Below are 13,598 nucleotides of genomic sequence, written 5' to 3'. Positions count from 1 at the left end.
CCTCATCTCACGCGCCGACGGATTCGGCTTCGGCCGTTTCGGCCTTGGCTTCTTCCTCGGTGATCCAGCCGGCCTTGAGGCGCGCCGCCAGAACCATCTGCTCGGCGTCGGCCTTCGATACGCCATGGTCGGCGAGCACGCCGGGGAATACCTTGGTCTCGCCGTCCTTGCGTTCCTTCCAGCCGGTGAGATCGTCGGCGGCATAGCCGGCGAAATCCTCGATTGTCTTCACGCCGTCCTCGCCCAGGGTGACCATCATGGCGGTGGTGATGCCGGGAATCTCACGCAGCTCGTCCTGAACACCCAGGCTCTGACGCTTGGTATCGTGTTCCGCTTCGATCTTCTCCAGATATTCGCGGGCTCGCGTCTGGATTTCGGAAGCCGTGTCCTCGTCGAAGCCGTCGATCGACGAAATCTCGTCGGAATCCACATAAGCCACTTCCTCGACCGAGGTGAAGCCTTCCGAAGCCAGCACCTGGCCGACCATCTCGTCGACGTCGAGCGCTTCCATGAACAGGTTCGACCGTTCGGTGAATTCCTTCTGGCGGCGCTGCGACTCTTCTTCTTCTGTCAGGATGTCGATGTCCCAGCCGGTCAGCTGCGAGGCAAGGCGCACGTTCTGGCCGCGGCGGCCGATGGCCAACGAAAGCTGGTCGTCCGGCACCACGACTTCGATGCGCTCGGCATCCTCGTCGAGCACCACCTTGGCGACTTCGGCCGGCTGCAACGCATTGACGATGAAGGATGCGGCCGAGGGCGACCACGGGATGATGTCGATCTTCTCGCCCTGCAACTCGCCGACAACGGCCTGGACGCGCGAACCACGCATACCGACGCAGGCGCCGACCGGATCGATGGACGAGTCACGCGAGATGACGGCGATCTTGGCGCGCGAACCGGGGTCGCGGGCCACCGACTTGATCTCGATGATACCGTCGTAGATTTCCGGCACTTCCATGGTGAACAGCTTGGCCATGAACTGCGGATGCGTGCGCGACAGGAATATCTGCGGGCCGCGCTGTTCGCGCCGCACGTCGTAGACATAGGCGCGCACGCGGTCGCCATACTTGTAGTTCTCGCGCGGGATCAGCTCGTCGCGGCGGATGATGGCCTCGCCGCGGCCGAGATCGACGATGACGTTGCCATATTCGACGCGCTTTACCGTGCCGTTGACGATCTCGCCGATGCGGTCCTTGTATTCGTCATACTGGCGGTCGCGCTCGGCTTCGCGCACCTTCTGGACGATGACCTGCTTGGCCGACTGCGCCGCGATGCGGCCGAAATCCATCGGCGGCAGCTGCTCGGCGATGAAGTCGCCGACCTGCGCGTCCGGGTTGCGCTCGCGTGCCGACGACAGCGCGATCTGCGTGGCGTAGTCTTCGACGCTCTCGACCACTTCCATCAGCCGCTGAAGCTTCATCTCGCCGGTGTTCGGGTTGATGTCGGCGCGGATGTTGGTCTCCTGGCCATAGCGCGAGCGCGCCGCCTTCTGGATCGCATCAGCCATGGCGGCGATGACGATCGACTTGTCGATCGACTTCTCGCGTGCGACCGCGTCGGCGATCTGCAGCAATTCGAGCCTGTTGGCGCTTACAACCATTTTCGTCTCCCAGAACCAAACCGCCGGCCTCCCGGCAGCCGTTCAATCAATTGTCGTTTTCGGTTTCGTCCGAGGCGGCGGACTCTTCGTCCGGCTCGCCACGGTGTCTCTTTGCTTCCTTGCGGGCGCGGTTGTCCTTCGACAGCGCATCCCGCACCAGGTCGTCGGTCAGGATCAGACGGGCCTCGGCAATCGTCTCATACGGCACGCGCACCGTCGGCTCCTCGCCATAGGCGGCCTCGCGCTCGATCAGGACGCCGTCTTCGTCAGCCTCGGCGATCTTGCCCTTGAAGCGCTTGCGCTCCGCCACCAGGATCGCGGTTTCCATCTTGATCTGGTGGCCGATCCAGCCGGCGAAATCGGACTTGCGCACCAGCGGCCGGTCTATGCCAGGCGACGAAACTTCCAGATGATAGGCCTTCTCGATCGGGTCGTCGACATCGAGCGCCGGCGAAACGGCGCGGCTGACTTCCTCGCAGCCTTCGACATCCATGGTGCCGTCTTCGCGTTCGGCCATGATCTGCAGGGTCAGGCCGTTCTGGCCCGACAGCCTCACCCGGACCAGCCGGAAGCCGATGCCGCGCAGCACCGGCTGAACGATCTGCGCGATGCGCGCATCGATGCCGCTCTCGCGGACGATGCGGTCGTCGCCCATCATCTCGTCTGCCGTCACTATGGTTTCATCTCCCGATGGTCTTGCGGGCGGCAGGTAACAAAAAAGAGCGGGACCGGGTGGACCCACTCTTCGTCATACCGACCAAGAATTTGAACCCGATATAGACGATCCGGTCATATGTTTCAAGACGGGGTGTCAAGCCTGCGTCCGTCACCTGGACAGCCGGCCGCGCGACAAGCCCTGCGTCCAGCGCACAGGGCTCATGCGCAAAGCCACCTGCCACAATCGAGATCGATCACCTATCTTTGTTGCAACGCAGCAATTCAAATTGCATCGCACCATCAAGAAAGGCCTGATCATGACCAAGCGCAACCCGATCTCCAGAATGCTGACCACCTTCGGTAGCGCCGTGGCGGTTGCCCGCGCGGTAGAGTCCGGCCGCAAGCCGAATGCCCGCGACCTTACCAATCTCGGCATCGAGCCGGTGGCGTTCAACAACATCCGCCGCTTCTAGTCCAACGGCCTGGGCGTGATTTGCCGCCAGCCGCCCGGCCGGCGGCAAGGCGCCCGTCCCCGACGGTCTCACTTTCGGACGAAAGTGAGATAGGCTGGCGGCCTGCCCTCGCGGATGGCCTTGGCCTCGTAGCGCGTGCCCGGCCAGCCTTCATAAGGCATGTGCCAGTCCCGCGCTCCTCTTGCCTGCCATTCGAGAGCGCCATGCGCGCGGCAATGCAGCAGGGTCCAGTTCACATAGGTATCGATATCGGACGCGAAGCGGAAAACGCCGCCGGGCTTCAGCACGCGCGCGAATCGGTCGAGATTGGCCTTGCCGACGAACCGCCGTTTCCAGTGCTTCTTCTTCGGCCACGGATCGGGATAAAGCAGGTCGATGCCGTCCAGCGAAGCTGATGGCAGCCAGTCCAGCAGCCGCGCCGCGTCGTCGTCATACACCCTCAAATTCGCAAGCGGCGTCGGCTGGACCGCAGCCATCATCTTGGCCATGCCGTTGACGAAAGGCTCGACGCCGATGAAGCCGGTGCCGGCATGACGGGCAGCCTCGTGACGAAGATGTTCGCCGCCGCCGAAACCGATTTCGAGCCGCACGGCTGAAACATCCGCAGCGAACAGGGTGCGAAGATCGGAAGGCGCCTCGGCGTTCAGATCGAGGCGGTAGCGAGCCAGTCCGCTTTCCAGCGCGGCAGCCTGGCTGGAACGGATGGTCTTGCCGTGGCGGCGGCCGAAAAACGCCTCGCTCAACCGTTTCGGCCGCTCGCCGTCACTCATGGACAGAGCGCCGCCGATCAGGCGGCAAGCGCCTCTTCGCGCGAAACGGCATCCTTGATCAGCTTGACCAGATCGGTCTTCTCCCAGGAGAAGGACCCGTCGCGGCCGGCCTTGCGTCCGAAATGGCCGTAGGAGGAGGTCTTGGCGTAAATCGGCTTGTTCAGGTCGAGATGACGGCGAATGCCCGACGGCGACAGATCCATCACCGCGCGCAACGCCTTCTCCAACACCGCTTCGGAGATTTTGCCGGTACCATGCAGGTCGACATAGACCGACAGGGGCTGAGCGACGCCGATCGCGTAGGAAAGCTGGATGGTGCAGCGGTCGGCAAGCTTGGCGGCGACGACGTTCTTGGCGAGGTAGCGCGCGGCATAGGCTGCGGAGCGATCCACCTTGGTCGTATCCTTGCCGGAGAAAGCGCCGCCGCCGTGGGGGGCCGCGCCACCATAGGTGTCGACGATGATCTTGCGGCCGGTCAGGCCGGCGTCGCCGTCTGGACCGCCGATGACGAATTTGCCAGTCGGATTGATGTACCAGTTGCAGTCGTCGGCGATTTTCAGGTCGCCAAGCGCTTCGCGAATGTAAGGCTCGACGACCTTGCGAACTTTCTTGGAGTCCCAGCTTTCGTCCATGTGCTGGGTCGAAAGCACGATCTGCGTCGCTTCGGCGGCCTTGCCGTCCACATACCGCACCGTGACCTGGCTCTTGGCGTCAGGACCGAGCTTGCCGGCCTCGCCTTTGCCCGCATGGCGGGCAGCCGCCAGCAGTTCGAGTATCTTGTGCGAATAATAAATCGGCGCCGGCATCAGATCGGGCGTCTCGTTGCAGGCGTAGCCGAACATGATGCCCTGATCGCCGGCGCCCTCTTCGCCCTGCCTGTCGGCCGCGCTGTCAACGCCCTGGGCGATGTCGGCTGACTGACCGTGCAGGAGCACGTCGATCTTCGCCGTCTTCCAGTGGAAGCCGCTCTGCTCGTACCCGATGGCCTTGATCGCCTTGCGGGCGACCGATTTGAACTTGGCCGGATTGATCAGCGGAAAATCAGCGGCGTCGGTCTTGATCGAGCCGTCCTTGTTCTTCTTCAGCAGCGACGCCGGAACCCGGACCTCACCGGCGATGACAACGCGATTGGTCGTAGCCAGCGTTTCGCAAGCAACGCGCACATCCCACGAATTCATCCCGGATTTCTTGGCCTCGCGGTAGACGAGATCGACGATTTCATCCGAAATGCGGTCACAGACCTTGTCGGGGTGACCTTCGGCGACGGATTCCGAAGTGAAGAAGTAATTTTGACGCGTCACGGGTGTCCCCTCTGGAAGATAGGCAATATGCCGAATTTGCGCGCCACGTGTTAGCTTTGCCGCAACCGCCTCGTCAAGCCGGTTGCGGAGCATGTGGTGTCAAATGACGATGTCGCGTTGAAATGAAATACCCGATGGACGGCCCCTCAGAGTCCCTGGCCGAAATAAATACATCCCGAGGATAAAATCTTCCTACCGGGCCCGTGGAATCACAGGGATACTCTGTGCAGAAGCGAGTGCGGTTTCAGTCGCCCTCTTCTTCGGAAAGAGTCTTGACCAGGTCGACAATTCTGCGCCGTACCTTGGGATCGCTGATTTTCACGAAAGCCCTGTTGAGTTGCAGACCTTCGGTGGTCGAACAGAACTCCACGGCAAAAGCCGTCGAACTGTCTTCGGACAAGCCCCGGGGTCCAGAAGCCTCCTGGCCGGGTGCGTCTTCGAAAAAGAATGCTACCGGCACACCCAGGATGGACGCGATCGCCTGAAGGCGGCTGGCCCCGACCCTGTTGGTGCCTTTCTCATATTTCTGAATCTGCTGAAAGGTAATTCCAAGTTTCTCGCCCAGCTTTTCCTGGCTCATTCCGAGCATGTTCCGGCGAAGCCGGATGCGGCTACCGACATGCACGTCGATAGGATTCGGCTTTTTCTTATTATCTTCTGTCATTTTTTCCTCGCCGAATTTTTCCGGCTTTTGTTTCTAGACGCCCCAACAAGCCGGTTGACGCAATGCACAAAGGCAGGCCGCCGACTCGGCGAAGATAACAATCAGCTAATATATTAGCTGTCAATTCGGCCGTAGCCGGCGCCTTACATTCGAAACGAGAGAGACCACCGCAAACAGCAACATGGTCAGAAATCCATTAATGCGCCGCTGGGGAGCGGAGATGGCATCCTGCTGCGAAATCGGTATCCGCACATCCATCATATCCTTCGCGTCGATCGCCAACGCTTCGATGATCCTTCCGCGCGAATCGACGACCGCGGAGATGCCGTTGTTGGCTGCCCTCACCAAAGGCAGCCCGTTCTCCACCGCGCGGACCTGCGCCTGTCTGAAGTGCTGGTATGGCCCCGGAGTATCCCCAAACCACGCGTCATTGGTGACGTTCACAATAAGCTGGCTTGACGTAACGTCAACTGATACCAGGTCCGGAAAAATAACCTCGTAGCAGATGAAGGGAACGGCCTTTACGCCACCGGGAAGCGCGATGGGATGGCGCTCGTTTCCGGCCGCGAAATTCATCGGACCTGCGACCAGCTGCTGCAGGCCGATGCGGCTCATCAAACCAGCGAAAGGGAGGTATTCGCCAAAGGGCACGAGATGGGTCTTGTCCACCGCATCCACGATCTCGCCCTTGTCGTCGATGGCGACGACGGAGTTGTAATAACGGTCGACGCCGCCCGGCGTCGAGCCGCCCTCCTCCCGCACGACGCCGGCGAGCAGCGTTTGCCCGGGTTGCAGCATATCGCCAAGCGCGGTCAGCGCATCCGGGCGTTCGGTGAAAAGAAAGGGCACGGATGTCTCCGGCCAAAGAATAAGCTGCGGCTTTTCATGGCCCGCGCCGGGTGTCTGCGACGACATCCCCATCATCGTTGCGAAGATGCGGTCGCGCACCGTCGCATCCCATTTCTCGCTGAGATCGACCGAGGGCTGGACAATACGGACCGCGAGGCCGCTGGCGGGCGGGCTTTCGGGCTTCGTAAGCCGCCAATAACCGAACCCGAGATCAACGGCCGCCAGGACGACGAACAGCAGGACGCCCGTGAGTCTGCGACGCCTGCCGGCAAAAAGGGCCGGCAAGGCAAAGACGAACACCGCCAGCACATTCATGCCGTTCATGCCGACAACCGAAACGCTCTGCATCATCAGCGGCACCGGCATCGCGGCATAGCCGACAGCGTTCCAAGGGAACCCGGTGAACAGGAAGCCGCGCAGCCATTCGGCCAGCCCGAAGGCGACGGCAAGGGCCGCGATGCGGCCTATGTCGCCACTCCAGAAGAGACGGGCGAAGGCAGCCGCGAACGCGTAGAAGAACGCCAGCGCAAGCGGGATGCCGAGGACCGCGAACGGCAGCGCCCAGGCGAAACTATCGGCCTCGACGAGCAATGCGCCGCCGATCCACCAGAGTCCGGCCAGGAAATAGCCGAAGCCGAACCACCAGCCGACCGAAAAAGCGGGTCTCAATCGGCCGAAAAATCCGCTCCGGCCTTCAGCGATGGCGCCGTCCAACAGCCAGACGAGTACCGGAAAGGAGACGAAGCAGACGGCGAAGAAATCATAGGGCGCCTGCGCCAGGACAGTGAGCGCGCCAGCCAGGAAGGCTGCCAGAGAGCGCCGCCAACCACATAACAGAATTATCCGGCCGGCCAGGCGCTCCATCAGGCTCTCACGGCGCGCGAATCACGCCTGAGCTTTTTATCAGGATGGGGCTTTAGCTCCAACGCGGCACGCGCAATTTGCACGATCCGATGGTGGCCGATTTGCAGGTATCAAGCCTGCTCGGTACGGGCGGCGCGCCTGCGCCTGTCGCTCTTGGTCGTCTCGACGATCCGCACGCGCTTGACACGCCGGGGGTCGGCGTCGAGCACATGGAACTCGAAGCCGGGAATTGCCTGGACAACCTCGCCCCGCACCGGCACGCGACCGAGCGTGTTGAAGATCATGCCGCCGATCGTATCGACGGATTCGCCATGCTCGCCGGCTCTGAAACCTTCGCCGATCATTTTGGCGACGTCGTCGATCTCGGCCTTGCCATCGACGAGGAAAACCCCGTCGCCCGTCTGGGTGATCATGGCTTCGTCTTCGTCGTGCTCGTCCTCGATATCGCCGACGACCATCTCGACGATGTCCTCGAGCGAAACCAGCCCGTCCGTGCCCCCATACTCGTCGATGACCAGCGCCATCTGCGTGCGGGCGGTCTGCATCCGCGCCATCAGATCCGACGCCAGCATGGAGGGCGGGACGAACAGGACGGGGCGGATCAGGCCGAGTTCGCCGATGGTGCGGACGAGATCGACCTGCGCCAGGTCGAGCCGGGCCGTCGCGGCCGCCGCCGTCGTCTTGCGGGAAGCGCGGCCTTTCCTGACACGCGCCAGCCGGGTGATGTGAGCAAGCACGTCGCGGATATGGACCATGCCGCGCGGGTCATCCATCGTCTCGGCATAGACCGGCATGCGCGAATGGCCAGACTGCTCGAACAGGTTCAGCAGGTCGCCGAGGCTGGTGTTGATCTCGACGCCCTGAATGTCGGCGCGCGGCACCATGACGTCCTCGACGCGCACCTCGCGCAGCCGCAGGATGTTGTGGAGCATGGCGCGTTCGCCGGGCGAAAAGGATTCGGCGTCGCTGGCGGTTTCGGCGAGGGCGTCGGCGATTTCCTCGCGCAGGCTGGTGCCGTTGCGCTGGCGGAAAAGGCCGAGGACACGGTCGAACAGGGAAGGTCCGGCAGGCCGTTCGGACGTCACGCTGCCGGAGATGGTACTCGGACTGGGAGCTTCTTCGGTCTTTTCGGATAATTCGCTGCCAGCATCCTGTCGGGCGGCAGTCTCGGGTTTGTCGTTCATCGTCTTCCGGTCGGTTGAGACTTTCTGTTACGCGTAGGGATCGGGAATGGCAAGCCTTGCCAGCGCGGCGCGCTCGACCGCCTCCATCGCTTCCGCCTCCTGGTCGGTCTCGTGGTCCAGCCCCAGGAGGTGCAGCAGGCCATGGATCACCAGATGGGTGATATGGTTCTCCAACGGCTTTTTTTCCAGCTCCGCCTCGCGCGCAACGGTCTCCGCCGCCAGCACGATATCGCCCAGCATCGGCGGGAGGACAGCGACGTCCGAGGGCGGAAAAGCCGGGAAAGACAGGACGTTGGTGGGCTTGTCCTTGCCCCGCCAGTCCGCATTCAGCGCCTGTATGCCGCGGTCGTCGGAAAAAACGACGCTGAGTTCGGAATGGCCGGTTCGCGACGGCGTCAACTCGGCAAATGCCGCGGCGACGGCGCGGTGGACCAAGGTTTCAAGTTCGGTTTCCGGCGGCCATGCACCGGCTTCGACGGTTATGTCGATGTCGAGCGCGCGCTCACCAGCCATGACACCCTTCCAGAGAACATAGGTCCGAGGGGGTCTGCTTGTAGTGAACACCCCCATGCCTGCCCCCTCCCCTCAAGGGTGAGGGGAAGCTGCCGCAGGCCAAGTCCCCCTCCACCTCGGGCGGGGTTAGGGGTGGGGATGAAAAAATCATGCCTCGCAAATCGATGCAGAGTTCATGCCGGTCGCTCAGCCCTCGGCGCCCAAGCCACGCGAGACCTTGCCGTCGCGGTCATAGGCCTTGACGATCTCGGCCACCAGCGGATGGCGGACCACGTCGCCGTCGTTGAAGCGGACCGTGACGATGCCGGGCACGCCGTCGAGGACGCGCAGCGCCTCGACCAGTCCCGACTTGGTGTTGGGCGGCAGGTCGATCTGCGTCGGATCGCCGGTGACGATCATGCGTGAGTTCTCACCGATACGGGTGAGGAACATCTTCATCTGCATCGGCGTCGTGTTCTGCGCTTCGTCGAGAATGACGGCGGCATGCGCCAGCGTGCGGCCGCGCATGAAGGCCAGCGGCGCGATCTCGATGACGCCGGCCGCGATGGCCCGCTCGACCTTGTCGCCGGGCATCATGTCGTAGAGCGCGTCGTAGAGCGGCCGCAGATACGGATCGACCTTTTCCTTCATGTCGCCGGGCAGGAAGCCGAGGCGTTCGCCCGCCTCCACCGCCGGACGCGACAGGATGATGCGTTCGACCATGCCGCGTTCCAGCAGCATGGCAGCGTGCGCCACGGCGAGATAGGTCTTGCCGGTGCCGGCAGGGCCGATGCCGAACACCATCTCCGAGCGCTCCAGCGCGCGCATATAGGCGTCCTGGTTGAGCGACCTTGCATAGATCGTCTTCTTGCGCGTGGCGATCTGCGCGGCCGACATCTTGCCCTTGCGCTCCAGCGTCGGCAGCGTCAGCTGGTCGTCCGCAGCGACCGCCATGCGCACCGCGCCATCGACGTCCGACTGGTTGATGTCGACACCCTTCTGCAGGATGTCATAGAGATTATCGAGCACCCGGCGCGCCTGTTCGGCGGCGGTGGACGACCCCTTGATGGTGAGCTGGTTGCCGCGCGAGCGGATATCGACGCCGAGCTTCTGTTCGAGGCGAGCGAGGTTCTCGTCGAACTGGCCGTAAAGCGCACTGGCGAGCTTGTTGTTGTCGAAGGTGAGAACGATGTGCGCCATGTCGGAGGCCCCCGACTGAGCGGGGGGTGCGTTCTTCAAGTCCGCAGCGCTCAAAAATCTCTCCTCATCTGCCGTCTCGGTCCGGATATTGGGCTAGACCGGTTCGGCGAACAGGCTGCCAGGGCCCGCCCGTGTGATTCGTACTTTAACAATGTCACCGATTTCACCGGCCTTTTCATCAAGAATAACCGGCTGAAGCCAGGGTGAGCGACCAATTCTCTGACCCGCCTGACGGCCGGGCTTCTCGATCAGCACATCCATGACAACGCCGTGCATGGTTGCGTTGAAATCCTGCTGCTGCCGGTTGAGGAGCGCTTGCAGTTCCTGCAACCTTTCATCCTTCACCGCTTCATCGACATGGCCGTCCATTTCGGCGCCCGGCGTGCCCGGCCGGGGTGAGTATTTGAACGAATAGGACGCCGCGTAGCCGACCTCGCGCACCAGCTTCATGGTCGCCTCGAAATCGGCATCCGTCTCGCCCGGAAAACCGACGATGAAATCGCCGGACATGGCGATATCGCCGCGCGCGGCGCGAATGCGCTCGATCAGTTTCAGGTAATCGCTCGCCTTGTGCCTGCGGTTCATCGCCTTGAGGATGCGGTCGGAACCCGACTGCACCGGTAAATGGAGATAGGGCATCAGCGAATCAAGGTCGCGATGCGCCGCAATCAACGCATCGTCCATGTCACGCGGATGACTGGTGGTGTAGCGCAACCGCGACAGGCCGGGAATTTCAGCCAGGCGAAACAGCAACCGGCCAAGGCCCCACGGCTTGCCGTCCGGTCCATGGCCATGCCAGGCGTTGACGTTCTGGCCAAGTAGCGTCACCTCGCGCACGCCGGCCTCCGCCAGCCGCTCGGCCTCGGTAACGATCTGGGCGACGGGGCGCGAGATTTCCGAGCCGCGCGTATAGGGCACGACGCAGAAGGTACAGAACTTGTCGCAGCCCTCCTGCACTGTCAGGAAGGCCGTCACGCCGCGGCGTTTGATCTCCGCCCTTGTCGGCTGCGGCAAATGTTCGAACTTGTCCTCGATGGCGTAGTCGGTCTCGACGATCTTGGCGCCGCCACGGACCCTGCGCAGCACGTCCGGCAAGCGGTGATAGGTCTGCGGGCCGATGACCAGATCAACGGCGGGTGAGCGGCGGATGATTTCGCGCCCTTCCGCCTGGGCGACGCAGCCGGCGACGCCGACCAGCATCTCCTGTCCCCGTTCCGCGCGCTCGGCTTTCAAGTCGCGCAGGCGGCCAAGCTCGGAATACACCTTCTCGGCCGCCTTCTCGCGAATATGGCAAGTGTTGAGGAGCACCAGGTCGGCGTCCTCGATCGTGTCCGTCGTGGCGTAACCGTCGGACGCCAGCGCATCGGCCATGCGCTGGGAATCGTAGACGTTCATCTGGCAGCCATAGGTCTTCAGGAAGACCTTCCTGCTCCCTGAATCGCCCTGCAGCGAAGGCAGCGCGGCGACCGCGCCGGCGTCCTCGAAAGTGTCCGCGATGGTATCGTTCAATTCCATGCGGCGGCTTCTAGCCCTTTTTGTCGGCGAAAAACAGCCGATTCCTGCTCACTTGCTCGGGAGCGGATCGGCTAGGGCGGATTGCAGCAGTTCCGCGACCCGGCTTTCCATAAGCCGCGAAACCTCCTTGCGGTTGGAGGCGGCGGAAAAGGCGACCGGCTCGCCGAAACGGACTTCCGCGTCCATCGCGCCCTTGGTCAGCAAGAGCTTGAGGTGCGGCCCGAGATCCTGGAGGCCTATCCAGGCCGCCATCGGCCTGTGCCTGCGCCCCATCGGCACGCCATGAACGCGCGTGTAGACGATCGCCATCGGCTGGATGAAGATCGTCTCGGCGGCTCCCGCCGATATGGCCATGGACGCCGCCCCGAACAACGTACTCTTGAAGGGCAGCAGCATGTTGCCGTCGCCGGTGGTGCCCTCCGGAAAAAGCACCATGGCGTCGCCTGCGGCAAGCCGGCCGGCGATCTCGTTCGCCTGATCGCCAGATTTGCGCCTGCGTTCGCGGTCGACGAAGACAGTGCGCTGCAGCCTCGACAGGAAGCCGAGCATCGGCCAGCCTTCCATTTCCGACTTGGCGATGAAATTTACATCGGCAAAGGAGCCGAGCACGTTGATATCGGTCCAGGAAATATGGTTCGACGCGAGCAGCAGCGGACGCTGCGGCGAGAGCGCGCCGGTAACGCGCACCCTGATGCCGAGCGCCCTGAGGATCGAGCGGTGCCACAGTTTGAGGATCACCGTTTCCGGCCAAAGCCCTGTCTTGAGCGACACAAGCTGGAGCGGCGCCAGGATCGACGTGCTCAGGACAATGAAAGCGAAACCGAGCGCGACGCGGATTTTTTCTATCATCCTTCGGCCGCCGCTAGCGAAGGTCGCGGCGCATGACGAGCGCGCCGGTCGGGCCATGCTCGGGCGAGCGGTAGTAGTTCGGCCGGTGGCCGACCTGGCCGAAACCCAGGCGCCGGTACAGCGCAATGGCCGGCTGATTGGTCTCGTCGACCTCCAGGAACAACGCCTCGGCGCGCTGCGCATGCAGTTCGCGCAGCACCGCATCCATCAACTGCCAGCCGATGCCCTGACGGCGGCGAGAACGCGACACGGCGACGGTGAGGATTTCCGCCTCGCCGGCAGCAAGCCGCGCCAATACGAAGCCGACCATGCCGGCGCGGGGATTTCCCACCTCGCGCGCGGCAAAGCCGAACACGGTTTGCTGGTCCAGAAGGGCGCCGAACTCGCTTTCCGTCCACGGGCGAACAAAATCCTCCTCGTGGATGGCAGGAAGCGCCGGCACGTCCTCCGACGTCAGCGGCTGGAGCGCATAGTCCCGCTTGGTCCAGAACGGAATGCGCATCAGCCCCCCGTCCTCGGCAGGATAAAGCCGGCCTGCGGCTTAGCGTCGGCTTCGCGCAGATAGACGGGCTTCGGACTGACGCCCGGCGCCTTCGACGCGGCAAGGCGGGCGTAGGTGGCGATGTCGGCGGTCGGCGTCAGCGGGCCGATGTCAAACCGGCGGGCCGCGGCTTCGGCAATTCTGTTGGCGACGGTCCCGGCAAGAACCGGCATGGTCTCGGTCGCCATACGCACGGCCTCATCCAGCGTCATGACCATCGGACCGTGACGCAGGACCGCCCGCTCATCGTAGAGCGCCGCATGGATCTCGCCGCGTCCGCCATCCAACGCCGCCAGCACGGCACGCCCGGCAAAACCCTGCCGCGCCTCGGCGGCGAGCGCTTCCAGCGTGGTGACGCCGACAGCCGGAACCTTCAACGCCAGCGCCAGGCCCCGGGCCGTCGCCACGCCGACCCGCAATCCGGTGAACGAGCCGGGACCGATTGCGACGCCTATCCTGTCCAGATCGGAATAGCCGACGCCACCCTCTCCAAGCGCCTCGGCAATGATCGTCATCAAATGCTCGGCGTGACCCTTGCCGAGATCGACCACCTTGCGGCCAAGCTCCCTCCCGGCATCCGCGTCATAGACGCAGGCGGCGCAGAGGTTTGCGGCACAATCGATTGCAAGGACGATCATG

General features: G+C 63.2%; 14 protein-coding genes. 1 reads left to right on the top strand and 13 read right to left on the bottom strand.

All coding sequences use genetic code 11. The features are described from left to right. Nucleotides 1-7 precede the first annotated feature (7 nt). Together nusA and rimP are read right to left on the bottom strand one after the other, a co-directional pair. Nucleotides 8-1,600 (bottom strand): transcription termination factor NusA, encoded by a 1,593-nt coding sequence (gene nusA, locus J2X35_RS01015; RefSeq protein ID WP_056107498.1) that lies wholly within the window; start codon nt 1,598-1,600, stop codon nt 8-10. A gap of 46 nt (nt 1,601-1,646) precedes the next feature. Further along, nucleotides 1,647-2,258 carry a ribosome maturation factor RimP gene (rimP, locus tag J2X35_RS01010; protein WP_310183679.1) on the bottom strand — a complete coding sequence of 204 codons (612 nt, stop codon included), beginning with the start codon at nt 2,256-2,258 and terminating at the stop codon, nt 1,647-1,649. A gap of 286 nt (nt 2,259-2,544) precedes the next feature. Between rimP and J2X35_RS01005 the strand changes: the two genes are divergently transcribed. Further along, complete coding sequence (locus J2X35_RS01005; protein WP_310183766.1) at nt 2,545-2,730, top strand: hypothetical protein; 186 nt, start codon at nt 2,545-2,547, stop codon at nt 2,728-2,730. Between the two features lie 68 nt (nt 2,731-2,798). On the opposite strand, the gene J2X35_RS01000 is transcribed toward J2X35_RS01005, so the two are convergent. The 11 genes from J2X35_RS01000 to tsaB form a co-directional block, all read right to left on the bottom strand. Continuing rightward, nucleotides 2,799-3,500 carry a tRNA (guanosine(46)-N(7))-methyltransferase TrmB gene (locus J2X35_RS01000; RefSeq protein ID WP_310180397.1) on the bottom strand — a complete coding sequence of 234 codons (702 nt, stop codon included), beginning with the start codon at nt 3,498-3,500 and terminating at the stop codon, nt 2,799-2,801. A gap of 17 nt (nt 3,501-3,517) precedes the next feature. Next, entirely contained in the window at nt 3,518-4,801 is a 1,284-nt protein-coding gene (gene metK, locus J2X35_RS00995; protein ID WP_056107484.1) for a methionine adenosyltransferase, read from the bottom strand. A gap of 244 nt (nt 4,802-5,045) precedes the next feature. Further along, on the bottom strand, nt 5,046-5,465 hold the full coding sequence (locus tag J2X35_RS00990; RefSeq protein ID WP_056107482.1) for a helix-turn-helix domain-containing protein: 420 nt from the start codon (nt 5,463-5,465) through the stop codon (nt 5,046-5,048). A gap of 120 nt (nt 5,466-5,585) precedes the next feature. Further along, nucleotides 5,586-7,178, bottom strand: coding sequence for an apolipoprotein N-acyltransferase (gene lnt / locus J2X35_RS00985; protein ID WP_310180396.1), 1,593 nt, complete (start codon nt 7,176-7,178; stop codon nt 5,586-5,588). 110 nt (nt 7,179-7,288) lie between these two features. Further along, nucleotides 7,289-8,362 carry a hemolysin family protein gene (locus tag J2X35_RS00980; RefSeq protein WP_056107475.1) on the bottom strand — a complete coding sequence of 358 codons (1,074 nt, stop codon included), beginning with the start codon at nt 8,360-8,362 and terminating at the stop codon, nt 7,289-7,291. A 27-nt stretch (nt 8,363-8,389) separates the two neighbouring features. Further along, the gene (gene ybeY / locus J2X35_RS00975; protein WP_310180395.1) at nt 8,390-8,875 is read right to left on the bottom strand and encodes an rRNA maturation RNase YbeY; all 486 of its coding nucleotides are present in this window, start codon (nt 8,873-8,875) and stop codon (nt 8,390-8,392) included. A 186-nt stretch (nt 8,876-9,061) separates the two neighbouring features. Next, nucleotides 9,062-10,108 (bottom strand): PhoH family protein, encoded by a 1,047-nt coding sequence (locus J2X35_RS00970; RefSeq protein WP_056107469.1) that lies wholly within the window; start codon nt 10,106-10,108, stop codon nt 9,062-9,064. Nucleotides 10,109-10,147: 39 nt separating this feature from the next. Beyond that, nucleotides 10,148-11,569: a tRNA (N6-isopentenyl adenosine(37)-C2)-methylthiotransferase MiaB gene (gene miaB / locus J2X35_RS00965; RefSeq protein ID WP_405023166.1), complete on the bottom strand. Its 1,422-nt coding sequence runs from the start codon at nt 11,567-11,569 to the stop codon at nt 10,148-10,150. Nucleotides 11,570-11,617: 48 nt separating this feature from the next. Further along, nucleotides 11,618-12,418, bottom strand: a complete 801-nt coding sequence (locus J2X35_RS00960) for a 1-acyl-sn-glycerol-3-phosphate acyltransferase (protein ID WP_310180394.1) — start codon at nt 12,416-12,418, stop codon at nt 11,618-11,620. Nucleotides 12,419-12,431: 13 nt separating this feature from the next. Further along, complete coding sequence (gene rimI / locus J2X35_RS00955; RefSeq protein ID WP_056107458.1) at nt 12,432-12,920, bottom strand: ribosomal protein S18-alanine N-acetyltransferase; 489 nt, start codon at nt 12,918-12,920, stop codon at nt 12,432-12,434. Next, complete coding sequence (gene tsaB / locus J2X35_RS00950) at nt 12,920-13,597, bottom strand: tRNA (adenosine(37)-N6)-threonylcarbamoyltransferase complex dimerization subunit type 1 TsaB (protein WP_310180391.1); 678 nt, start codon at nt 13,595-13,597, stop codon at nt 12,920-12,922. The genes rimI and tsaB overlap by 1 nt, the downstream gene beginning before the upstream one ends. Nucleotide 13,598: the final 1 nt, after the last annotated feature.

Source organism: Mesorhizobium sp. BE184 (assembly GCF_031457045.1).
Lineage (GTDB): Bacteria > Pseudomonadota > Alphaproteobacteria > Rhizobiales > Rhizobiaceae > Mesorhizobium.
This window is presented reverse-complemented; position numbering and strand designations above follow the sequence as displayed.

What these genes read in the sequence shown, in the direction of transcription:
- J2X35_RS00990 (WP_056107482.1), bottom strand. Translation starts at nt 5,465, where the DNA reads ATGACAGAAGATAATAAGAAAAAGCCGAATCCTATCGACGTGCATGTC.
- miaB (WP_405023166.1), bottom strand. Translation starts at nt 11,569, where the DNA reads ATGGAATTGAACGATACCATCGCGGACACTTTCGAGGACGCCGGCGCG.
- J2X35_RS01000 (WP_310180397.1), bottom strand. Translation starts at nt 3,500, where the DNA reads ATGAGTGACGGCGAGCGGCCGAAACGGTTGAGCGAGGCGTTTTTCGGC.
- J2X35_RS00960 (WP_310180394.1), bottom strand. Translation starts at nt 12,418, where the DNA reads ATGATAGAAAAAATCCGCGTCGCGCTCGGTTTCGCTTTCATTGTCCTG.
- tsaB (WP_310180391.1), bottom strand. Translation starts at nt 13,597, where the DNA reads ATGATCGTCCTTGCAATCGATTGTGCCGCAAACCTCTGCGCCGCCTGC.
- lnt (WP_310180396.1), bottom strand. Translation starts at nt 7,178, where the DNA reads ATGGAGCGCCTGGCCGGCCGGATAATTCTGTTATGTGGTTGGCGGCGC.
- J2X35_RS00980 (WP_056107475.1), bottom strand. Translation starts at nt 8,362, where the DNA reads ATGAACGACAAACCCGAGACTGCCGCCCGACAGGATGCTGGCAGCGAA.
- rimP (WP_310183679.1), bottom strand. Translation starts at nt 2,258, where the DNA reads ATGATGGGCGACGACCGCATCGTCCGCGAGAGCGGCATCGATGCGCGC.
- ybeY (WP_310180395.1), bottom strand. Translation starts at nt 8,875, where the DNA reads ATGGCTGGTGAGCGCGCGCTCGACATCGACATAACCGTCGAAGCCGGT.
- nusA (WP_056107498.1), bottom strand. Translation starts at nt 1,600, where the DNA reads ATGGTTGTAAGCGCCAACAGGCTCGAATTGCTGCAGATCGCCGACGCG.
- rimI (WP_056107458.1), bottom strand. Translation starts at nt 12,920, where the DNA reads ATGCGCATTCCGTTCTGGACCAAGCGGGACTATGCGCTCCAGCCGCTG.